The sequence below is a fragment of the Streptomyces sp. NPDC094147 genome (genome assembly GCF_044764265.1).
Lineage (GTDB): Bacteria > Actinomycetota > Actinomycetes > Streptomycetales > Streptomycetaceae > Streptomyces.
Window position 1 is genome coordinate 1 of the sequence record NZ_JBIWHT010000006.1, and the last position, 20,506, is coordinate 20,506.

Genomic DNA, 20,506 nt, shown 5'->3' on the forward strand with positions numbered 1-20,506 from the left:
GAAGCTAAGCCTTTCAGCGCCGATGGTACTGCAGGGGGGACCCTGTGGGAGAGTAGGACGCCGCCGAACAATTTTTGGGGAAAGCCCCGCACCAGATCCCTTCGGGATCACGGTGCGGGGCTTTTCCGCGTTTAAGGCCCAGTGGGAGGCAGGGGCTCCCCGTACCCCCTGTGCATCTGTTGGCTCTCGCTGACGGTAGGGTCAGGGGGCATCGTTGGCACGTTTCCCACAGGAGGCCCCCGGGTGGAGGTCCAGGAGACTCGCGTTCAGACGGACCGGGTGCTCACCATCCCCAATATTCTCAGCATGGCGCGCCTCGTTGGCGTACCCCTCTTCCTGTGGCTGATTCTTCGCCCTGTCTTTGGCGGGCCGACCAGTGATGGCTGGGCCTTGCTGGTACTGGCGCTGAGTGGTGTCAGCGACTACTTGGACGGGAAGCTGGCCCGGCGATGGAACCAGATCAGCAACCTCGGGCGGCTACTCGATCCGGCTGCCGACCGGTTGTACATCCTTTCCACTCTGGTCGGGCTCACCTGGCGGGAGATCCTGCCGATTTGGTTGACCGCCGCCCTTGTCGCCCGTGAGCTGATGCTTCTGGTGATGGTGGGAATCCTTCGCCGGCACGGCTATCCGCCGCCGCAGGTGAACTTCTTGGGTAAGGCCGCTACGTTCAACTTGATGTACGCCTTCCCTCTGCTGTTGCTCAGTGACGGGCATGGCTGGCTGGCCTCCCTTGCGGCGATTTTCGGATGGGCGTTCGCAGGATGGGGTACAACTCTGTATTGGTGGGCAGGGATCCTCTATGTGGTTCAGGTCCGCCGGTTGGTGAAGGCGGACGCAGCGGCCGATTGAGCTCGGCGGTGCGGCCCCGGCGGTGAGCCGGCATCCGCGGGTGACGCCAGCGGGTCTGCCCAAGCGGGCGAAGTCGGCCAAACCGTCGTCTCTTCAAGGAGGACGTTTCCGACATGAAGGCCGTCGTGATGGCTGGTGGCGAAGGCACACGTCTTCGCCCCATGACGTCGAGCATGCCCAAGCCGCTCCTGCCGGTGGTCAACCGGCCGATCATGGAGCATGTGCTGCGGCTGCTCAAGCGGCATGGGCTCAATGAGACCGTCGTAACCGTTCAGTTCCTCGCGTCACTCGTCAGGAACTACTTCGGTGACGGAGAAGAGCTCGGAATGGAGCTCACCTATGCCAATGAGGAGAAGCCCCTCGGCACCGCGGGCAGCGTAAAGAATGCCGAGGAAGCCCTCAAGGACGATGCCTTCCTGGTCATTTCCGGTGATGCTCTCACCGATTTTGACCTGACCGATCTCATCCGCTTCCACAAGGAGAAAGGCGCACTGGTCACGGTGTGCCTGACCCGTGTGCCCAATCCTCTTGAATTCGGCATCACGATTGTCGACGAAGAGGGCAAGGTCGAGCGCTTCCTGGAGAAGCCCACCTGGGGGCAGGTGTTCTCCGACACCGTCAACACGGGCATCTATGTGATGGAGCCCGAGGTATTCAACTATGTCGAAGCGGACAAGTCCGTCGACTGGTCAGGAGATGTATTCCCTCAGCTGATGAAGGAAGGCAAGCCCATCTACGGCTATGTCGCCGAGGGCTACTGGGAGGACGTCGGAACCCACGAGAGCTACGTCAAGGCCCAGGCCGACGTACTTGAAGGCAAGGTCGACGTCGAGATCGACGGCTTCGAGATCTCGCCCGGCGTGTGGGTCGCCGAAGGCGCCGAGGTCCATTCCGATGCCGTGCTCCGGGGGCCCCTCTACATCGGGGACTACGCGAAGGTCGAAGCGGATGTGGAAATCCGCGAGCACACGGTCGTGGGGTCCAATGTCGTCGTGAAGACCGGCGCCTTCCTGCACAAGGCCGTTGTCCACGACAACGTCTACATCGGTCAGCACAGCAACCTGCGTGGTTGTGTGATCGGCAAGAACACCGACATCATGCGGGCCGCCCGGATCGAGGACGGTGCCGTTATCGGGGACGAGTGCCTCGTCGGTGAGGAATCGATTGTTCAGGGGAATGTCAGGGTCTACCCCTTCAAGACGATCGAGGCGGGCGCCTTCGTCAACACCTCCGTGATCTGGGAATCGCGAGGGCAGGCCCACCTCTTCGGGGCCCGTGGCGTCTCCGGAATCCTCAACGTGGAAATCACTCCGGAACTCGCCGTACGTCTTGCCGGTGCGTACGCCACGACGCTCAAAAAGGGCTCGACGGTCACCACGGCCCGCGACCACTCCCGTGGCGCGCGAGCGCTGAAACGGGCCGTCATCTCCGCGCTGCAGGCCAGTGCCATCGACGTACGGGACCTGGAGAACGTGCCGTTGCCGGTGGCGCGGCAGCAGACCGCGCGGGGCAGCGCCGGCGGGATCATGATCCGTACGTCGCCTGGCGTGCCGGACTCCGTCGACATCATGTTCTTCGATGAGCGGGGAGCCGACCTCTCGCAGGGCGGCCAGCGCAAACTCGACCGGGTCTACGCACGCCAGGAGTACCGGCGGGCCTTCCCCGGGGAGATCGGCGATCTGCAGTTCCCCTCCAGCGTCTTCGACTCGTACACCGGATCGCTGCTGCGCAAGGCCGACACCACCGGCATCGCGGAGGCCGGGCTGAAAGTGGTCGTGGACGCCTCCAACGGAAGTGCCGGCCTGGTGCTGCCCAGCCTGCTCGGGCGGCTCAAGGTGGACTCGCTGACCATCAACCCGGGCCTGGACGAGTCCCGGCCGACCGAGTCCGCCGAGAGCCGGCGGGCCGGGCTCGTGCGGCTCGGCGAGATCGTGGCCTCGGCGCGTGCGGCGTTCGGGGTGCGGTTCGACCCCGTCGGCGAACGGCTCTCGCTGGTTGATGAGCGGGGGCGGATCGTCGAGGACGACCGGGCGCTTCTGGTGATGCTGGACCTGGTCGCGGCCGAGCGGCGCAGCGGGCGGGTGGCGCTGCCCGTCACGACCACCAGGATCGCCGAACAGGTCGCGGCGTACCACGGCACGCAGGTGGAGTGGACGACCACTTCGCCGGACGATCTGACCAGGGTGTGCCGCGAGGAGTCCACCATCTTCGGCGGGGACGGGCGCGGCGGGTTCATCGTGCCCGAGTTCAGCAGCGTCTTCGACGGCGCGGCCGCCTTCGTACGGCTCATCGGGCTGGTCGCGCGGACCCAGCTGACGCTCAGTCAGATCGATGCGCGGATACCGCAGGCACACGTGCTGCGCCGGGACATCGCTACGCCGTGGGCAGTGAAGGGCATGGTGATGCGGCGGGTCGTGGAGGCCGCCGGCACGCGGTCCGTGGACACGACCGACGGTGTACGGGTGGTCGAGGCCGACGGCCGCTGGGTGATGGTGCTGCCCGACCCGGCCGAGGCCGTCACTCATTTGTGGGCGGAGGGGCCGGACGACGTATCGGCTCAGGCGCTCCTGGACGAATGGGCCGCGGTGGTCGACAGCGCAGGTCACTGACACCGTACGGGTGTGCCGGGCCGGCCTTGCAGGTACGGCCCGGCGCACCGGTGGGGCCATTCGGTGGTAGCGGCGCCGACGTGCGACGATGTGCGGCATGCCGCAGCAGCCCCCCGTTCGGAGCACTCCGTCTCCGCCTCCGCGTCCCGACGCGTCGATGTCGCTGCTGACCAATGTCATGGACCACGCGCTCGATGACGGCTACGCCGAATCGACCGCTCGCCGCAAGGCCGCGGGCGACACCGCAGTGCCGCGCCCGCTGCGGGCGAAGCTCGGCCTCGCGGCCGGACTGGTGCTCGCCGCCCTCGTGGTGACCGTCGGGGCAGCTCAGGCCCGTATCACCGCGCCCGTGGTGGCCAAGGAGCGCCAGGAGCTGATCAACCGGGTCGAGTCCGAGACCAGGGCCGCCGACAAGCTGCAGAGGGATGTGGACGGGCTGCGGACCGAGGTCGGCGACCGGCAGCGCAAGGCGCTCGAAAAGCACGGCGGCGACCAGGGCGAGCTCGTGGCGCTGCTCTCCGGTGCCACCGAAGTGCACGGTCCGGGCGTGAAGCTGGTCGTCGACGACGCCAAGGACACCGCCCAGGGCGACGGCAGCCGGCCGCGCGAGAGCACGACCTTCGCGGACACCGGCCGGGTGCGCGACCGCGACATGCAGCGGGTGGTCAACGGGCTGTGGCAGTCCGGTGCCGAGGCGATCGCGATCAACGGGCAGCGCCTGACGTCGTTCTCGGCGATCCGGGCCGCGGGCGACGCCATACTGGTCGACAACAGGCCACTGGTGCCGCCGTACACCGTGCTCGCGGTGGGGGACGGCAAGAAGCTGAGCACCGACTTCCAGGACAGCGCGGACGGTCAGTACCTGCATGTGCTGGAGCAGAACTACGGGATCAGGGGCAGCATTTCCGTCGAGGCCGATGTGCGTCTCCCGGCGGCGCCGAGCCTGACCGTACGGACAGCAGAGCCAATGGCCGCGGGCGCCGGCAAGGGCGCGGCCGACACAGGGAAGGGCACATCGTGATCGCCGTACTTGGCCTCGTCGTGGGAGTCGTGGTCGGACTTTTCGTCCGGCCCGAGGTGCCTGCGGTGGTCGAGCCGTATCTGCCGATCGCCGTGGTCGCGGCACTCGACGCGGTCTTCGGCGGGCTTCGGGCCATGCTCGACGGCATCTTCGTCGACAAGGTCTTCGTGGTCTCCTTCCTGTCGAACGTGGTGGTCGCGGCGCTGATCGTGTTCCTCGGCGACAAGCTGGGCGTCGGCGCGCAATTGTCGACCGGCGTCGTCGTCGTGCTCGGCATCCGGATCTTCTCCAACGCTGCCGCCATCCGCCGGCACGTCTTCAGGGCCTGAGGCCGATGAGCGACGTGGAGAAAGCGAACGGCGGCGACGACGAGCGGCCCGGCGAGGCGGCGGGTGAACCACCCGAGGCGAAGGCCCAGTTGACCGGACGCCAACGGCTCGCAGCGGGGCTGTGGCCGCCGCGGGCCAGCCGTGCCCAGCTCATCGTGGCGCTGCTCCTGTTCGTGCTCGGCCTCGGTCTCGCCATCCAGGTCCGCTCCAACAGCGACAACAGCGCGCTGCGGGGTGCCCGCCAGGAGGACTTGGTGCGCATCCTCGATGAACTCGACTCGCGTACGAAGCGTCTTGAGGATGAGAAGCAGCGTCTGGAAGACCAGCGCACACAGCTGGAGACCAGCTCCAACCAGGCGGAGGAGGCGCGCAAGCAGACCGTGGAGAAGGAGCGGCAGCTCGGCATCCTGGCCGGTACGGTCGCGGCGCAGGGCCCGGGCATCACGTTGACGATCAGCGACCCCAAGGGCGGTGTCCAGTCCGACAAGGTGCTCGACACGGTGCAGGAACTGCGGGCCGCCGGCGCGGAGGCGATCCAGATCAACGGCGTGCGGGTGGTGGCCAATACGTACTTCTCGGACGAGACCGGCGGCATCGGGGTGGACGGCAAGAAGGTCAGCGCCCCTTACGTGTTCAAGGTGATCGGCAAGCCGCAGGATCTGGAGCCGGCGCTCAACATCCCCGGCGGAGTGGTGCAGACTCTGGAGAAGGAGCAGGCCACGGCCACAGTGGCCCGCTCGGAGAAGATCATCGTGGACGCCTTGCGACCCGCGAAGCGGCCTGACTACGCTCAGTCGTCCTCCCACTGATGCGGGCAGGCGTGGGAGCTGCCGGACAAGGGCAGGAGGTTGCGGGGGGTCGCCGCTTGGTAACAGTGGTGCGTGGTGGAAACTGTTTGGCGGATACGGACGTTGTGAGGATGTCCGGTTCGGCAGGTGTGTTGATTCTGGGTTCGTCCTGCCCCACGGGCGGGTCTATTTCGGTCAAGGGGAATCGCCCGTGAAGTTGTTTGCGAAGTTGTTCGGCAAGAGCGCACGCCAGGACGGCGGCAGCGCCGCAAGGCACCGTGCTCAGCGCCCCGGTGGGCCGGAGGAGCAGGGCGGCGAGCGTCCGCTGTTCCGCGACGAGGTGGCTGGTTCCGGTGGTGACATTCCGGGCGCGTCGTCTGTTGACCCTGCTGGTGCCGGGCGCATAGGTTTCGGGGAACCGTCAACCTCAAGTACGGGTGGAGGGTTCGGCTCCGACCCGTATGCCACCAGTGCCCACGCGGTGCCGCCGCGGCAGGAGGATCCGTCGATGTCGGGATTGCCTGTTTGTACGAGGTGCGGGCACAGCAATGCCGCCGCCAGTCGCTTCTGCTCCAACTGCGGTGCCCCGCTGCGGCCGGGTGTCGTTCCGGAGCGCGCGTCCGAGACCACCTCGACCATCTCGATCTCCGGCCTGGAGGCGTACGACGCCGAGGTGACCGGTCAGACGCAGCTGCCGTCGCTCTCGCCGGAGGCGCAGGCCGCGGTGGACGCGCTGCCGCAGGGCTCGGCGCTCCTGGTGGTGCGCCGCGGGCCGAACTCGGGAAGCCGCTTCCTCCTCGACGGCGAGCTGACCACGGCGGGCCGGCACCCGCAGAGCGACATCTTCCTGGACGACGTGACGGTGTCACGCCGGCACGTGGAGTTCCGGCGCGGTCCCGACGGGCGTTTCACCGTCTCCGACGTCGGCAGCCTCAACGGTACGTATGTGAACCGCGAGCGGATCGACTCCGTCGACCTGGCCAACGGCGACGAGGTCCAGATCGGGAAGTACCGGCTGGTCTTCTACGCGAGCCAGCGCGCTCTCTAGAGCCCGGCAGGGAAGGTTCATGCAGCAGACACCGACGGGCGGTGCCGGACGCGGCACCGCCTCTGAGGGCGACCGGCTGATGAGTATCGGCGGTGTGCTCAACCAGCTGCGCGAAGAATTTCCCGAAGTGACCATCTCCAAGATTCGCTTCCTGGAGTCCGAGGGGCTTGTGGAGCCGCGGCGTACGCCGTCGGGGTACCGCAAGTTCAGTGTGGAGGACGTCGAGCGGCTGGCCCAGGTGCTGCGGATGCAGCGGGACCACTATCTGCCGCTCAGGGTCATCCGCGAGCATCTGGACGCCCTCTCCCGCGGTGAGCGGCCCCCCATGCCCGCTCCGGGCGGCTCCGGGGAGCTCCTCGACGGTCTCGGCGAGCTGGCCCCGGACCGGCCGACGGCCGCCCGGGTGGGCCGTACGGAGCTCATGGCGGCCGCCGAGGTCAGCGAGACCGAGCTGGCCGAGTGGGAGGCGTACGGCCTGCTCACGCCGGGACCCGAGGGCGGTTTCGACGCCGAGTCGGTGAATGTGGCGCGACTTGTGGCGGATCTGGGGCGATTCGGCCTCGAACCCCGCCATCTGCGGGCCATGAAGGCTGCCGCGGACCGTGAGGCGGGCCTGATCGAGCAGGTGGTGACGCCGCTGCGGCTGCACCGCAATCCGCAGACCAGAGCCCATGCGGAAGCCACCACGAAGGAGCTCGCCGCGCTCTCCGTACGGCTTCATGCGGCACTGGTGCAGACCGCCCTGGGTGTCCGGCTTCACTGATCTTGTAGGTGCCCGACTACCCAAACCTGCCGGGCACGTCCTAGGGTTGCTGTGTGAACGAGCTCGACGTCGTGGGTGTCCGGGTGGAAATGCCCTCCAACCAACCGATCGTGCTCCTGCGTGAAGTGGGAGGCGATCGGTACCTCCCCATCTGGATCGGTCCAGGGGAGGCGACCGCGATCGCCTTCGCCCAGCAGGGGATGGCACCGGCGCGGCCGCTGACGCACGACCTTTTCAAGGACGTGCTGGAGGCCGTTGGCCAGGAGCTGACCGAAGTCCGCATCACGGACCTGCGCGAAGGCGTCTTCTACGCGGAGTTGGTCTTTGCCAGTGGCGTGGAGGTGAGCGCCCGCCCGTCCGACGCCATAGCGCTTGCGCTGCGCACCGGAACGCCGATCTACGGCAGTGACGGAGTCCTCGACGACGCGGGAATCGCCATCCCGGACGAGCAGGAGGACGAGGTGGAGAAGTTCCGCGAGTTCCTCGACCAGATCTCCCCCGAGGATTTCGGCACCAACAGCCAGTGAGCACCGGAAACCGGTGAACCTGCGGCTGAGGGAGTGGTGCTGTCCGAGGCGCTCGCGCCGGGGGCGTTCCGGCGCATTCGAGTAGCCTTTCCCGCAAGAGAGATACGGGAAACCACTCTCAGGGTGATTATCACTCGGCGTGCCGAGTGTGGCGATCGTTGACGCACCCCGAGTGACTGCCTACCGTCGAGTGGGCAGGTCAAGGACGGAGGGTCGGCGTGAGAATCAGCGGCGACGGTACGGCAGGGGGCGCTCCCGGACGCAGTCCGGGGGAGGGCGGGCCGTACCCGCTTCACAGCAGTGCGGCCGACCTGAGTACCGACACGATCGGATACCGGGGGCCGACCGCCTGCGCGGCGGCGGGGATCACCTACCGACAGCTCGACTACTGGGCGCGTACCGGCCTGGTCGAGCCCAGTGTGCGTCCGGCCTACGGGTCGGGCACGCAGCGTCTCTACAGCTTCCGGGACGTCGTCGTCCTGAAGATCGTCAAACGTTTCCTCGACACCGGTGTCGGGCTCCAGAACATCCGCACCGCCGTGCAGCACCTGCGCGAGCGCGGTTTCCGCGACCTGGAGCGGATGACGCTGATGAGCGACGGGGCGACGGTGTACGAATGCTCGTCCCCGGACGAGGTCGTGGACCTGCTCCAGGGTGGTCAGGGGATCTTCGGGATCGCGGTGGGCGTGGTGTGGCGCGATGTCGAGGCGGCGCTCTCGCAGCTGCACGGCGAGCGCGTGGACACCGGCGAGACCCTGGTCGGGCACAACCCGGCCGACGAGCTGGCCAGGCGCCGCAACCGAGCGGTCTGAGGCGACCGGAGGCCGCGCGGGCGGCCGATTGTCAGTGGCGTACGGCAGCATCGGTGGTGTGAGAGCCGCGCCGACCATCCTGCATCTGGACATGGATGCCTTCTTCGCCGCCGCAGAGCAGGCGGCGAAGCCCAGCCTGCGCGGAAAACCGGTGATCGTGGGCGGTCTCGGGCCGCGCGGGGTGGTCTCGACGGCGTCGTACGAGGCGAGACGGTTCGGGGTGCGCTCGGCCATGCCGATGGCGCAGGCCCGGCGGCTCTGTCCGAACGCGGCCTATCTCGTGCCGCGCTTCCAGCTGTACCGGACGATCAGCGAGCAGGTGATGGAGCTCCTCGGGCGGCTGTCCCCGCTGGTCGAGCCGCTGAGCCTGGACGAGGCCTTCGTGGACCTGGAGGCGGGCGGGGTAGCCTTCGGGCCGGCCGAGGCGCTGGAGGCCGGTGAGCGGCTGCGCAGGGACATCAGGGCGGTCACCGGGCTCACCGGGTCGGTCGGGCTCGCCGGATCCAAGATGCTGGCCAAGATCGCCTCCGAGCAGGCGAAGCCGGACGGCCTCGTGCTGATAGAACCCGGCACCGAGCGCGAGCTCCTTGCCCCGATGCCGGTGCGCACCCTGCCGGGTGTGGGCCCGGCGACCGGGGAGCATCTGCGCCGGGCCGGGATGACCACGATCGCGGACCTGACCGAGGCTGGCGAGGACGAGCTCGTACGGCTGCTCGGGAAGTCGCACGGGGCGTCGCTGTACCGGATGGCGGCGGGCGGCGACGACCGGCCGGTGGTGGCCGAGCGGGACACCAAGTCGGTGTCGGTGGAGGACACCTTCGACGTGGACCTGCACGACCGGGTGCGCATCACCACCGAGGTCGGGCGGCTGGCGGACCGGTGTGTGCAGCGCCTGCGGGCCTCCGGGCACTCGGGCCGGACCATCGTGCTCAAGGTCAGGCGCTACGACTTCTCGACACTGACCCGCTCCGAGACCCTGCGGGGCCCCACGGACGACCCTTCGGTGGTGCGGGAGGCGGCGGGCCGGCTGCTGGACGCCGTGGACACCACGGGCGGCGTTCGGCTGCTCGGCGTGGGCGTCAGCGGGCTCACCGACTTCACGCAGGAGGACCTGTTCGCACAGGCCGCGGGGGAGCGGGCCGCGGAGGAGCCCACCAGCGACGAGGCCCCGCCGCCGGACGAGGAGGCGGAGGCCGTGGCGGACCCGGCGCAGCGGCGGTGGCTGGCCGGGCACGACGTGCGGCACGCGGAGTACGGGCCGGGATGGGTGCAGGGAAGCGGCCTCGGGCGGGTCACGGTGCGGTTCGAGACCCCGGTGTCGGCGGAGCCGGGGCGCGTACGGACCTTCAAGGTGGACGACCCCGAGCTGGTGCCCTCCGAACCGCTGCCCCTGGTCGCGGAGGTGGCCGCGGAGAAAGGGGCAGCGGGTACGGAGACGGCGGCCGGGGACGGGCGCGGGGAGGGTCAGGAATCGCCGTTGGCGAGCCGTCCGAAGTCCCGGTCGGGCGGCGGCGGGCCCGGATCGGGGGCCGAGATGTCCAGACCGTAGTGGTGGTACAGCTGGAGCTCCTGTTCCGGGGAGAGGTGGCGGCCCACGCCGAAGTCGGGGGCGTCCTTGATCAGTGAGCGGTCGTACGGGATGTGCAGCGCCTCGTCGACCACGGTGCTGGGCTCCAGCGGTACGAAGGCGTCCCGGCTGAACAGCCCGGTGCGCACGGCGGCCCACTCGGGGGCGCCGGTCGCATCGTCCAGATAGACCTCGTCCACCGTTCCGATCTTGTGTCCATTGAGGTCGTACGCCTTGCGGCCGATCAGGCTGCGCGGATCGATATCGGTCTGCACGGTCCCTCCAAATGGTCGCAACCGGTCACAACTGCTCCACAGCTACTACGAAAGTGCACATTGGGGGTGTCGGCCACTTGAGCAGGTGAACAAAGAATCGAGCTCGGACCTCGCTGGTAGGCTGGCAAGCGGCTGCTGACCCCGTGCGGGAGAGCCGTCCGGAGTGCTCATTGGAGTTCCTTCGACGGCGCCGAAGGAGCAACTCCTCCCCGGAATCTCTCAGGCCCACGGACCGCACGGACGAGGTCACTCTGGAAAGCAGGACGGGGGACGTACGGGCAGTCGTGTCCGGGCGCGACCCTTCCTCACCGACGGTGAAAGCCGGGTCGCTGCCACGCGCCCGGTGAAGCTCTCAGGTTGAGATGACAGAGGGGGAGGCCGTCCGGGTACCCGCGCCGTGGTGCCCCTCGCAGGTCGTGCGACCAGGAGGCCTCCGTAATGACCGCCAACCGCATTCCGCTCAGTCAGCTGGAGCGTGGCATCCCCTTCGAGCAGCGCCACATCGGGCCCGATGCCGGGGCCCAGGCGAAGATGCTCGCGCAGGTCGGCTACGGCTCGCTCGACGAGCTGACCGCCGCCGCCGTTCCCGATGTGATCAAGAGCGCCGGTGCGCTGGGGCTGCCCGAGGCGCGGACCGAGGCCGAGGTGCTCGCCGAGCTGCGCCGGCTCGCGGACCGCAACCAGGTGCTCGCCCCGATGATCGGCCTCGGCTACTACGGCACGTTCACGCCGCCGGTGATCCTGCGCAACGTCATGGAGAACCCCGCCTGGTACACGGCGTACACGCCCTACCAGCCGGAGATCTCGCAGGGCCGCCTGGAGGCGCTGCTCAACTTCCAGACCATGGTCGCCGAGCTGACCGGCCTGCCCACCTCGGGCGCCTCGCTGCTCGACGAGGGCACCGCCGCCGCCGAGGCGCTGGCGCTCTCCCGGCGGGTCGGCAAGGTCAAGGGCGGCGTCTTCCTCGTCGACGCCGACACCCTGCCGCAGACCGTCGCCGTGATCCAGACCCGCGCCGAGCCGACCGGTGTCGAGGTCGTCGTCGCCGACCTGAGCGACGGCATCCCGGCCGAGATCGCCGAGCGCGGTGTCTTCGGCGTGCTGCTCCAGTACCCGGGCGCCTCCGGACAGGTCCGCGACCTCAAGCCCGTGATCGACGCGGCGCACGGACTCGGCGCGATCGTCACCGTCGCCGCCGACCTCCTCGCGCTCACCCTGCTCGCCTCGCCCGGCTCGCTGGGCGCGGACATCGCCGTCGGTACGACGCAGCGCTTCGGCGTCCCGATGGGCTTCGGCGGCCCGCACGCCGGGTTCATGGCGGTCCAGGAGAAGTTCGCCCGCAGCCTGCCCGGCCGCCTCGTCGGCGTCTCCGTGGACGCGGACGGCAACAAGGCGTACCGCCTGGCCCTCCAGACCCGCGAGCAGCACATCCGCCGCGAGAAGGCCACCAGCAACATCTGCACCGCTCAGGTGCTGCTCGCCGTGATGGCGGGGATGTACGCGGTCTACCACGGCCCGGACGGGCTCAAGCAGATCGCGCAGCGAACCCACCGCTACGCCGTCCTGCTCGCCGAGGGCCTCAAGGCCGCCGGCATCGAGGTCGCCCACGGCTCGTACTTCGACACGCTGACCGTGCGCGTTCCCGGCAGGGCCGCCGAGGTCGTCGCCGCCGCCCGAGAGGGCGGGGTCAACCTGCACCCGGTCGACGCCGACACCGTCTCCATCGCGTGCGACGAGACCACCGCGCGGGCCCAACTGGCTGCCGTCTGGGCCGCGTTCGGCGTCGACGCCGACATCGAGGCGCTGGACGCCGCGGCCGCCGACACGCTGCCCGCCGCCCTGCTGCGCACCGACGAGTTCCTGACCCACCCGGTGTTCCACCAGCACCGCTCCGAGACCGCGATGCTGCGCTACCTGCGCAAGCTCGCCGACCGGGACTACGCGCTGGACCGCGGCATGATCCCGCTCGGCTCCTGCACCATGAAGCTGAACGCGACGACCGAGATGGAGCCGGTGACCTGGCCCGAGTTCGGCCAGATCCACCCCTTCGCGCCGGTCGAGCAGGCCGCCGGATACCTCACGCTCATCCGTGAGCTGGAGGAGCGGCTCGCCGAGGTCACCGGGTACGACGCGGTCTCCATCCAGCCCAACGCCGGTTCCCAGGGCGAACTCGCGGGCCTGCTCGCGGTCCGCGCCTACCACCGGGCCAACGGCGACACCCAGCGCACCGTCTGCCTCATCCCGTCCTCCGCGCACGGCACCAACGCCGCGAGCGCCGTGATGGCCGGCATGAAGGTCGTCGTCGTCAAGACCGCCGACGACGGCGAGGTCGACGCCGACGACCTGCGCGCCAAGATCGAGCAGTACCGCGACGAGCTGTCGGTGCTGATGATCACCTACCCGTCCACGCACGGCGTGTTCGAGGAGCACGTCGCCGACATCTGCGGCCTGGTCCACGAGGCCGGCGGCCAGGTGTACGTCGACGGCGCCAACCTCAACGCCCTGGTGGGGCTCGCCAAGCCGGGCAAGTTCGGCGGCGACGTATCGCACCTCAACCTGCACAAGACCTTCTGCATCCCGCACGGCGGCGGCGGCCCCGGCGTCGGCCCGGTCGGGGTGCGCGCGCACCTCGCGCCGTACCTGCCGAACCACCCGCTGCAGCCGAGCGCCGGTCCGGAGACGGGCGTCGGTCCGATCTCGGCCGCCCCGTGGGGCTCGGCGGGCATCCTGCCGATCTCGTGGGCGTACGTACGTCTCATGGGCGGCGAGGGGCTCAAGCGCGCCACCCAGGTCGCCGTGCTCGCCGCGAACTACATCGCCAAGCGCCTGGAGCCGCACTACCCGGTGCTCTACACCGGCCCGAACGGGCTCGTCGCGCACGAGTGCATCGTGGACCTGCGGCCGCTGTCCAAGGCGACCGGCGTCAGCGTCGACGACATCGCCAAGCGCCTGATCGACTACGGCTTCCACGCGCCGACCATGTCGTTCCCGGTGGCCGGCACGCTGATGATCGAGCCCACCGAGTCCGAGGACCTCATCGAGATCGACCGGTTCTGCGACACCATGATCGCGATCCGCGGCGAGATCGAGAAGGTCGCCTCCGGCGTCTGGCCGGCCGACGACAACCCGCTCGCGAACGCCCCGCACACCGCGGCCGCGCTCGGTGGCGAGTGGAACCACGCCTACAGCCGTGAGGACGCCGTCTTCCCGGCCGGTGTGTCGGCCGCCGACAAGTACTGGCCGCCGGTCCGCCGCATCGACGGCGCCTTCGGCGACCGCAACCTGGTCTGCTCCTGCCCGCCGCTCGACGAGTACGACAACTGATCCGCACATGCGTAAGGGCCGGTTCGGGGTGAATTCCCCGGGCCGGCCCTTTTGTGTCCGTACGGGACGAGTCCTTGGGGGACCGGTCCGTACGAGAGCTGTCCGAACGGGACCGCGCTAGGCGGCCGTCGCCACCTGCTCCGCCGTGAGCGACCGGTGCGGGGCGATGATCTGCCCGTCCGGCAGCAGCTCACCGGTGTCCTCGAAGAGCAGGACACCGTTGCACAGCAGGCTCCAGCCCTGCTCCGGATGGTGCGCCACGGGCATCGCGGCTTCCCGGTCGGCGGAGAAGGCTGTCGGGCAGGCTGGCTTGTGCTGGCACATGGATGCGTTCTTTCGCTGCGTCGTGGTGAGTGTGCTGCGGCTAGATGCGTTGTTCATGGCCGCCCCCCGTAGTAAGTCGGTCGGTCCGATCCCAGTGTTGCCCCACGGGAGTCAATCCGCAGGGATTTCGCGGCAGCGCTTCCTACTGCTTAATGACGTGTCACCCGTGCGGACGGTTCAGCTCAACTGGCCTGTCTTTTCGGGTGGTTCGAGGTGGCCCGGCCGGACTAGCCCGTATGGCGGAGGCGGCGCGTACGCAGCATAGACACCTCGGTGCCCCGCGGCCACACCGGTCGCGGGGCACTTTTCTGTGACGAGGTCAGACGGGCTGGCCGAGCAGGGGCGCCGGGGCGAGGCGGAGGGTGAGCACCGGCAGCAGTTCGCTGACGCGCAGCGGGCGGTGGGCGCAGATGCCGGGCGGCGCGGGGGCCAGCGGCACCAGGAGGTCGTTCGGTGCGGGCGTGCCGGAGGCACCGTCGGCGGCGGTGTCGCCGTGCAGCCACAGCGTGAGCATGTAGAGCTCGGGGACCGAGAGCAGCCGGGGCTGGAAGTGTGTGGCGAGCAGTTCGGCCTGGCGCAGGGCGCGTTGGGTCGAGGCGAGGTAGGGACCCTCGAAGAAGTGCGAGAAGGCCCAGCCGTCCGGTGTGAGCCGGGTGTCCGCGGCGGCGACCGGGCGCTCGGGGTCGCTGATCAGGAAACGCCATCCGGCCAGCCGGGTGCGCGGGGTCCGGCCGCCCGGAGTTATCCCGTCCAGGACGTGGAGCGGGAGCGGGAGTTCGGGGCTGAGCGGACCTGTGGCGGAGCAGAGGGCCGGGGTGCGGGCCTCGCGGACGGCGGTGGGGGAACCGAGTGCCGCGAGGACGCTGCGCAGGGCGGGCGCGGGAGCCGGGGGGACATGCAGCGGCATGGTGGGTCGCCTCTCACTTCGGAGACACGGTGATGCGTGGGCAGTGCGGACGGCGCTGTCTGCGGTGCGGGGTCAGAGGGGGGCCGTCGAGCGATGGCCGGGGCGCCAACTCTCTGCCTCGTTTGCAGAGTTTATACGACACGTGTTCACGCAGTGTTTCGGCTAGCTGTCGCCGATATTGCCCGCAAGTCGGTATCAGGCCCTCCTGTCGAGGCGATTCACCCGGGGAAACGTCTTCCGCGGGACCCCGACCTGGAAAGGTGCCCCTTCGGCGGTCGGCCGAATCTCGTCGGTCTTTTTCACGATTCCGAAGATCCCGGTAACTGCATGTTGCCGTATGCCCGCCGAATGTGCCGGAGGCGGTCTCGCCCGACCCTACTCCCTGACCACCGCTCGCGCATGCGTTATGGATCAGTCAGCGTGGGCATTATCGAGCATGACGCGAGCGGCCGGTGTCGCTGGCTGCCCATTCGAGGAGGGACACTTCGATGGGGGAGAAGGTCGTGGCAGGCGGTTTCGACCTGTCCGATCGGCACCGGTACCGGGGCAAGCTCCAGCAGTGCCTGGAGGGGCTCGCCAGGCTCCTGGCGCAGAAGCGGTTCGACCGCCCCCGGAACCTGATGGGACTGGAGATAGAACTGAATCTCGCGGGTCCCGACGGCATGCCGCGCATGATGAATGCCGAGGTGCTCGAACGCATCGCGAGCAGGGATTTCCAGACCGAGCTCGGAATGTTCAACCTGGAAGTGAACATAGCCCCCCACCGGCTCGGCGGCCGGGTATTCGATCAGCTCGCCGAGGAGTTGCGCATCGGGCTCGGCTATGCCCACCGAAAAGCGGCCGAAGTCGACGCCGGCATCGTCATGATCGGAATTCTGCCGACCCTGACCCAGGATGATCTCGTATCCGCGAACCTTTCCGACGTCGACCGCTACACGCTGCTCAACGATCAAATAGTGGCGGCCCGCGGAGAGGATTTCACCCTGGACATCCAAGGGGTGGAACGCCTCGTCTGCACTTCGACGTCGATCACCCCCGAAGCGGCCTGCACCTCCGTGCAGTTGCACTTGCAGGTGACGCCGGCCAGGTTCGCCGCGGTGTGGAACGCGGCGCAGGCGGTGGCGGCCGTGCAGATCGCGGTGGGCGCCAACGCGCCCTTCCTGTTTGGCCGGGAGCTGTGGCGCGAATCGCGGCCACCGCTGTTCGAGCAGGCCACCGACACCAGGCCGGCCGAGCTGCGCGCCCAAGGGGTGCGTCCGCGCACCTGGTTCGGAGAGCGGTGGGTGACGTCCGCGTACGAACTCTTCGAGGAGAACCTGCGCTTCTTCCCGCCGCTGCTGCCCATCTGCGACGAGGAGGACCCGCTGCACGTCATCGCGGACGGCGGGGTGCCGCGCCTGCAGGAGCTGGTGCTGCACAACGGCACCATCTACCGCTGGAACCGGCCGGTGTACGGGATCGCCGACGGGGTGCCGCACCTGCGGGTGGAGAACCGGGTGCTTCCGGCGGGACCCACCGTCGCCGACGTCCTCGCCAACGCGGCCTTCTACTACGGCCTGGTGCGCGCCCTGGCGGAGGACAGCCGGCCGGTGTGGACCCGGCTGCCCTTCGCCTCGGCCGCCTCGAACTTCGACTCGGCGTGCCGCTACGGCATCGACGCGGAGCTCCTGTGGCCGGTGCCCCGGCGCGGCGGCGTCGCCCCGGTGCCCGCGGTCAAGCTCGTACGCGAGGAACTGCTGCCGCTCGCCGCGGCGGGCCTGGATGCCTGGGGCATCGAGCGGGCCGACCGGGACCACTACCTCGGCATCATCGAGGGGCGGTGCCGGCGCCGCGTCAACGGGGCGTCCTGGCAGGTCGACACCTACCACCGGGCGTCGGCCGCGGGCCTGGGCCGGGAGGCGGCGCTCGCGGCCACCACCCGGCGTTACGGCGAGCTGATGCACGGCGGCGAGCCCGTGCACACCTGGCCCACGGGATTTCCCGGCCGGTCCTCGCGGGGCTGGTAGACGGCCCTGATTCGCCGAACCCCGTGCCTGCGGCGACGGCCGGGACGAGGGCGCTGGCGGGGTGATCGTGCGACGCCGTACGGATGCCAGGCCCTCCCCGATGCCCCCGGCCGCGCCGTCGTCGGGCAAGCTGTGACGTCCCATGGCGGTGGTGCCCCTCCTTGATCCCCGAACGAGGAAAAGGGGGACCGCACCATCGCGATGGCGTCCGTCCCCCGGCCTGTCGCACGCGATCTTCGGAATGTCCTTCGAGACCCTGGCGAGGCGGCGGGGACGGAGTGGGATTCGTCAACTGGAGGCAGGTGTGCAGGTGGAGGCGGAGCGGGTGGCTGATTCTCTTCCCGACGGGGGGACTTCACCACGGATCTTGCGGTCCGAGACGGTGCTCGTGCTGGCCCTCTCGCTGGGCGCGAGCGGGGTGTCGGCGCTGATCAGCTTTGTCGGGTCGCTCACCAAGCCGGGCGGCCTCAGGCATCAGGCGGCGAACCTCAACACCTCCTACGCTCCCGGGCGGCCGTGGCTCGATCTCGCCTGGCAGCTCTTCGGCATCGCGACGGCGCTGGTGCCGGTCGCGCTCGTAGCGCATCTGCTCCTGCGTGAGGGCACGGGCGGACTGCGGGTGATCGGCTTCGACCGGACGCGACCCTGGCCCGACCTCGGCCGGGGTGCCCTGATCGCGGCAGGCATCGGCAGCGCGGGTCTCGCCTTCTACCTGGCGGCGCGCGCGGCGGGCGGCAATCTGACCGTCGTCCCCGAGTCGCTGCCCGACGTGTGGTGGAAGTACCCGGTGCTCATTCTCTCGGCGCTGCAGAACTCGGTGCTCGAAGAAGTGATCGTCGTCGGCTATCTGCTGCGCAGGCTCGGTCAGTTGGGGTGGACGCCGATGGCCGCGCTCTTCGCGAGCGCGGTGCTGCGCGGCTCGTACCACCTCTACCAGGGCATCGGCGGCTTCATCGGCAACATGGTGATGGGCGTGGTCTTCGTGCTGCTCTACCGGCGCTGGCGGCGGGTCGGACCGCTCGTGGTGGCGCATGCGTTCCTCGACGTCGGAGCGTTCGTGGGGTACGCGCTGCTGGCCGGCAAGGTGAGCTGGCTGCCGACGATGTGAGCGGGGAGCGCGAGCGGTAAGGGGCGTACGGCCATTGCGTACGCCCCTTACCGCGTTCCGGCGTGTCCCTACGGCGCGGTCAGGAGCTCGCCGTCAATGACCGTCACCGCGCGGCCGGTGAGCAGGGTGCGCTCGCCGCGCAGTGCCGTACGGACGAGGCCGGAGCGGGCCGAGGCCTGGAGGCCGGTCAGTTCGGTGCGGCCCAGACGGGCCGACCAGAACGGCGCCAGCGCGGTGTGGGCGCTGCCCGTCACCGAGTCCTCGTCGATGCCGACGTTGGGGAAGAAGCAGCGCGAGACGAAGTCGTAGCCGCTCGCGGGATCCGAGGCCGCGGCCGTGGCGATGATGCCGCGCCTGGAGCGCCGACCCAGCGCGCGGGCGTCGGGTGCGAGGGCTCGTACGGTGCGCTCGTCGGGCAGTTCCACGAGGAGGTCGCCGATGTCGGACGCGGTGTCGTGGACCGAGACGATGTCCGCGCCCAGCGCCTCGGCGAGGCCGTCCGGGACGGATTCCTCCTTCAGCGTCGAGGTGGGGAAGTCCAGGGTGATCGTGCCGTCCTCGGCGGCGGTCGCCGTGAGGATGCCGCAGCGCGCGGCGAACCGCACGGTCCCGGTCGCCGCTCCCGTGGAGTGCAGGACGTGGGCGGTGGCCAGGGTGGCGTGGCCGCACATGTCGACCTCGGTCGCCGGGGTGAACCAGCGCAGCGCCCAGTCGGCCTGGCCGCCCGGCGGCAGCGGGTGCGCGAAGGCGGTCTCGGCGTGGTTGACCTCGCGGGCCACGTCCTGGAGCCAGTCGTCAGCGGGGAAGGCGTCGAGCAGGAGGACGCCGGCGGGGTTGCCGGCGAAGGGGCGGTCGGTGAAGGCGTCGACGATTCGGATGCGCATGGCGGCACCGTACGGGACGGGAAAACCCGCAGGCCAAGGCCAATTCAGGGTGGCTGGACCGTTTCCGGGCCCGGACGTGCGCCGGAAGGGGGTTGCCAAGCGAAAGTCACCGATATATCGTTGACGCATCGCGACAGATCAACGATGGAAGGAAGCGAACAATGCGTTCACATGGACACGGACAGCACGGACCCGGCCATCGCGGTCGGGGTGACTTCGAGGGGCGGCGTGCCGCCTTCGGGCCCTTCGGTCCCGGCTTCGGCGGGGGACCCTGGGGCGGCGGACCGTTCGGTCCCGGCCGTGGCGGTCGGGGCGGTCCGCGGGGCAGGGCGCGGCGCGGCGATGTCCGCGCGTCGATCCTGGCCCTCCTGAAGGACCGGCCGATGCACGGCTACGAGATGATCCAGGAGATCGGCGAGCGCAGTGGCGGGGCCTGGAAGCCCAGTCCGGGCTCGGTCTACCCCACCCTCCAGCTCCTGGAGGACGAGGGCCTGATCACCAGTGAGAGCGAGGGCGGCAAGAAGCTGTTCACGCTCACCGACGCCGGGCGCACGGAAGCCGAATCGGGGGCCGAGGCCCCCTGGGAGGACGCCGGGCGCGGGGTCGACTGGGAGGGCATGCACGAGATCCGGCAGGCCGGTTTCGGTCTGATGGAGGCGTTCGGCCAGGTCTGGAAGACCGGCTCGGCCGATCAGCGCCAGAAGGCACTCGGGGTCATCAACGACGCCCGTAAGAAGCTCTATCTGATCCTCGCCGACGAGGACTGAACCTCGGGTACAGGAAAGCCCCGCGGCCGCTGGAATCCATGCGGCCGCGGGGCTTTCCCATGCCCGGAACGTGCGTCAGGCGCACAGGCCCCCGAGCTTGCGCAGCGACTCGTTCAGGGCGGCCGTCGCCGAGTCCTTCAGTTTTCCCGCCATGAGGGAGACCGCGGCGCCCGTGAACTCGCCCTCGATACGGACCGTGGTGGCCGCGCCGTCGGGGATCACCGTGTACCGGTTGGCGACGTTCACGCCCATCGGTCCCTTGCCCCTGATGCCGAACACCCGGCCGGCCTCGAACTCGTCCACCGTCCACGCCACTTCGGCGGGGAAACCCATGAGCTTCATGTTCTCCGCGTAGGTCGCGCCCAGTTCCAGCTTCTCGGGGCCGCCCGCGGGGAAGCTGGTGTGCGTGGCGTTCCACTCGCCGTACGAGGAGAAGTCGGTGAGCTGTGCCCAGACCTTCTCGGCCGGAGCCTCGATACGTGCCTCCGCGCTGACCTCGGCCATGCGACCACTCCTTCGTGGGACTGTGACGGGGACGTCTCGCGGAACGTAGCGGCGCCCCGGCGAACATTCAATACTGATGAACCGTCAGATT

19 protein-coding genes and 1 riboswitch are annotated in these 20,506 nt (G+C 69.3%); of the genes, 14 read left to right on the forward strand and 5 right to left on the reverse strand.

The annotated features are described in order from the left end of the window. Nucleotides 1-243: 243 nt before the first annotated feature. From ACIQ8J_RS11875 to ACIQ8J_RS11920, 10 genes are all read left to right on the forward strand, one after another. Nucleotides 244-852: a CDP-alcohol phosphatidyltransferase family protein gene (locus ACIQ8J_RS11875; protein WP_403270473.1), complete on the forward strand. Its 609-nt coding sequence runs from the start codon at nt 244-246 to the stop codon at nt 850-852. Nucleotides 853-965: 113 nt separating this feature from the next. After that, nucleotides 966-3,461: a sugar phosphate nucleotidyltransferase gene (locus ACIQ8J_RS11880; RefSeq protein ID WP_403270470.1), complete on the forward strand. Its 2,496-nt coding sequence runs from the start codon at nt 966-968 to the stop codon at nt 3,459-3,461. An 88-nt stretch (nt 3,462-3,549) separates the two neighbouring features. After that, nucleotides 3,550-4,482, forward strand: a complete 933-nt coding sequence (locus tag ACIQ8J_RS11885) for a DUF881 domain-containing protein (protein ID WP_403270467.1) — start codon at nt 3,550-3,552, stop codon at nt 4,480-4,482. Next, a complete protein-coding gene (locus tag ACIQ8J_RS11890) occupies nt 4,479-4,811 on the forward strand; it encodes a small basic family protein (RefSeq protein WP_031069011.1) in 333 nt (110 codons plus the stop codon). Before ACIQ8J_RS11885 ends, ACIQ8J_RS11890 begins: the two co-directional genes overlap by 4 nt. Before the next feature lie 5 nt (nt 4,812-4,816). After that, a complete protein-coding gene (locus ACIQ8J_RS11895) occupies nt 4,817-5,620 on the forward strand; it encodes a DUF881 domain-containing protein (protein ID WP_403270464.1) in 804 nt (267 codons plus the stop codon). An 82-nt stretch (nt 5,621-5,702) separates the two neighbouring features. Then, entirely contained in the window at nt 5,703-6,647 is a 945-nt protein-coding gene (locus ACIQ8J_RS11900) for an FHA domain-containing protein (RefSeq protein ID WP_403270515.1), read from the forward strand. A 19-nt stretch (nt 6,648-6,666) separates the two neighbouring features. Beyond that, nucleotides 6,667-7,410 (forward strand): MerR family transcriptional regulator, encoded by a 744-nt coding sequence (locus tag ACIQ8J_RS11905; protein WP_403270461.1) that lies wholly within the window; start codon nt 6,667-6,669, stop codon nt 7,408-7,410. A 53-nt stretch (nt 7,411-7,463) separates the two neighbouring features. Continuing rightward, nucleotides 7,464-7,937: a bifunctional nuclease family protein gene (locus tag ACIQ8J_RS11910; RefSeq protein WP_006123076.1), complete on the forward strand. Its 474-nt coding sequence runs from the start codon at nt 7,464-7,466 to the stop codon at nt 7,935-7,937. 218 nt (nt 7,938-8,155) lie between these two features. Continuing rightward, a complete protein-coding gene (locus ACIQ8J_RS11915) occupies nt 8,156-8,749 on the forward strand; it encodes a MerR family transcriptional regulator (protein WP_403270458.1) in 594 nt (197 codons plus the stop codon). Between the two features lie 58 nt (nt 8,750-8,807). After that, nucleotides 8,808-10,298 (forward strand): DNA polymerase IV, encoded by a 1,491-nt coding sequence (locus ACIQ8J_RS11920; protein ID WP_403270455.1) that lies wholly within the window; start codon nt 8,808-8,810, stop codon nt 10,296-10,298. Here the strand turns inward: ACIQ8J_RS11920 and ACIQ8J_RS11925 are convergent. Then, nucleotides 10,214-10,591 (reverse strand): PRC-barrel domain-containing protein, encoded by a 378-nt coding sequence (locus ACIQ8J_RS11925; protein ID WP_403270453.1) that lies wholly within the window; start codon nt 10,589-10,591, stop codon nt 10,214-10,216. The genes ACIQ8J_RS11920 and ACIQ8J_RS11925 overlap by 85 nt on opposite strands. Nucleotides 10,592-10,727: 136 nt before the next feature. Next, a riboswitch (glycine riboswitch) is annotated at nt 10,728-10,836 on the forward strand. 193 nt (nt 10,837-11,029) lie between these two features. On the opposite strand from ACIQ8J_RS11925, the gene gcvP reads away from it, so the two are divergent. Further along, the gene (gene gcvP, locus ACIQ8J_RS11930; RefSeq protein WP_403270450.1) at nt 11,030-13,915 is read left to right on the forward strand and encodes an aminomethyl-transferring glycine dehydrogenase; all 2,886 of its coding nucleotides are present in this window, start codon (nt 11,030-11,032) and stop codon (nt 13,913-13,915) included. Between the two features lie 117 nt (nt 13,916-14,032). Here the strand turns inward: gcvP and ACIQ8J_RS11935 are convergent, their stop codons facing one another. Further along, entirely contained in the window at nt 14,033-14,239 is a 207-nt protein-coding gene (locus ACIQ8J_RS11935; RefSeq protein WP_403270448.1) for a DUF5999 family protein, read from the reverse strand. A gap of 319 nt (nt 14,240-14,558) precedes the next feature. Beyond that, a complete protein-coding gene (locus ACIQ8J_RS11940) occupies nt 14,559-15,146 on the reverse strand; it encodes a hypothetical protein (protein ID WP_403270446.1) in 588 nt (195 codons plus the stop codon). Between the two features lie 488 nt (nt 15,147-15,634). On the opposite strand from ACIQ8J_RS11940, the gene ACIQ8J_RS11945 reads away from it, so the two are divergent. Both ACIQ8J_RS11945 and ACIQ8J_RS11950 read left to right on the forward strand, forming a co-directional pair. Next, nucleotides 15,635-17,152: a glutamate--cysteine ligase gene (locus ACIQ8J_RS11945; RefSeq protein WP_403270444.1), complete on the forward strand. Its 1,518-nt coding sequence runs from the start codon at nt 15,635-15,637 to the stop codon at nt 17,150-17,152. 325 nt (nt 17,153-17,477) lie between these two features. After that, complete coding sequence (locus ACIQ8J_RS11950; RefSeq protein WP_403270441.1) at nt 17,478-18,260, forward strand: CPBP family intramembrane glutamic endopeptidase; 783 nt, start codon at nt 17,478-17,480, stop codon at nt 18,258-18,260. 68 nt (nt 18,261-18,328) lie between these two features. Here the strand turns inward: ACIQ8J_RS11950 and ACIQ8J_RS11955 are convergent, their stop codons facing one another. Continuing rightward, nucleotides 18,329-19,144 carry a PhzF family phenazine biosynthesis protein gene (locus ACIQ8J_RS11955; protein WP_403270439.1) on the reverse strand — a complete coding sequence of 272 codons (816 nt, stop codon included), beginning with the start codon at nt 19,142-19,144 and terminating at the stop codon, nt 18,329-18,331. Nucleotides 19,145-19,305: 161 nt separating this feature from the next. On the opposite strand from ACIQ8J_RS11955, the gene ACIQ8J_RS11960 reads away from it, so the two are divergent. Further along, nucleotides 19,306-19,911, forward strand: coding sequence for a PadR family transcriptional regulator (locus ACIQ8J_RS11960; RefSeq protein ID WP_403270437.1), 606 nt, complete (start codon nt 19,306-19,308; stop codon nt 19,909-19,911). Nucleotides 19,912-19,986: 75 nt separating this feature from the next. On the opposite strand, the gene ACIQ8J_RS11965 is transcribed toward ACIQ8J_RS11960, so the two are convergent. Further along, nucleotides 19,987-20,415 carry an SRPBCC family protein gene (locus ACIQ8J_RS11965; protein ID WP_403270434.1) on the reverse strand — a complete coding sequence of 143 codons (429 nt, stop codon included), beginning with the start codon at nt 20,413-20,415 and terminating at the stop codon, nt 19,987-19,989. Nucleotides 20,416-20,506 lie beyond the last annotated feature (91 nt).

What these genes read in the sequence shown, in the direction of transcription:
- ACIQ8J_RS11880 (WP_403270470.1), top strand. Translation starts at nt 966, where the DNA reads ATGAAGGCCGTCGTGATGGCTGGTGGCGAAGGCACACGTCTTCGCCCC.
- ACIQ8J_RS11885 (WP_403270467.1), top strand. Translation starts at nt 3,550, where the DNA reads ATGTGCGGCATGCCGCAGCAGCCCCCCGTTCGGAGCACTCCGTCTCCG.
- ACIQ8J_RS11895 (WP_403270464.1), top strand. Translation starts at nt 4,817, where the DNA reads ATGAGCGACGTGGAGAAAGCGAACGGCGGCGACGACGAGCGGCCCGGC.
- ACIQ8J_RS11905 (WP_403270461.1), top strand. Translation starts at nt 6,667, where the DNA reads ATGCAGCAGACACCGACGGGCGGTGCCGGACGCGGCACCGCCTCTGAG.
- gcvP (WP_403270450.1), top strand. Translation starts at nt 11,030, where the DNA reads ATGACCGCCAACCGCATTCCGCTCAGTCAGCTGGAGCGTGGCATCCCC.
- ACIQ8J_RS11935 (WP_403270448.1), bottom strand. Translation starts at nt 14,239, where the DNA reads ATGTGCCAGCACAAGCCAGCCTGCCCGACAGCCTTCTCCGCCGACCGG.
- ACIQ8J_RS11940 (WP_403270446.1), bottom strand. Translation starts at nt 15,146, where the DNA reads ATGCCGCTGCATGTCCCCCCGGCTCCCGCGCCCGCCCTGCGCAGCGTC.
- ACIQ8J_RS11945 (WP_403270444.1), top strand. Translation starts at nt 15,635, where the DNA reads ATGGGGGAGAAGGTCGTGGCAGGCGGTTTCGACCTGTCCGATCGGCAC.
- ACIQ8J_RS11955 (WP_403270439.1), bottom strand. Translation starts at nt 19,144, where the DNA reads ATGCGCATCCGAATCGTCGACGCCTTCACCGACCGCCCCTTCGCCGGC.
- ACIQ8J_RS11960 (WP_403270437.1), top strand. Translation starts at nt 19,306, where the DNA reads ATGCGTTCACATGGACACGGACAGCACGGACCCGGCCATCGCGGTCGG.
- ACIQ8J_RS11965 (WP_403270434.1), bottom strand. Translation starts at nt 20,415, where the DNA reads ATGGCCGAGGTCAGCGCGGAGGCACGTATCGAGGCTCCGGCCGAGAAG.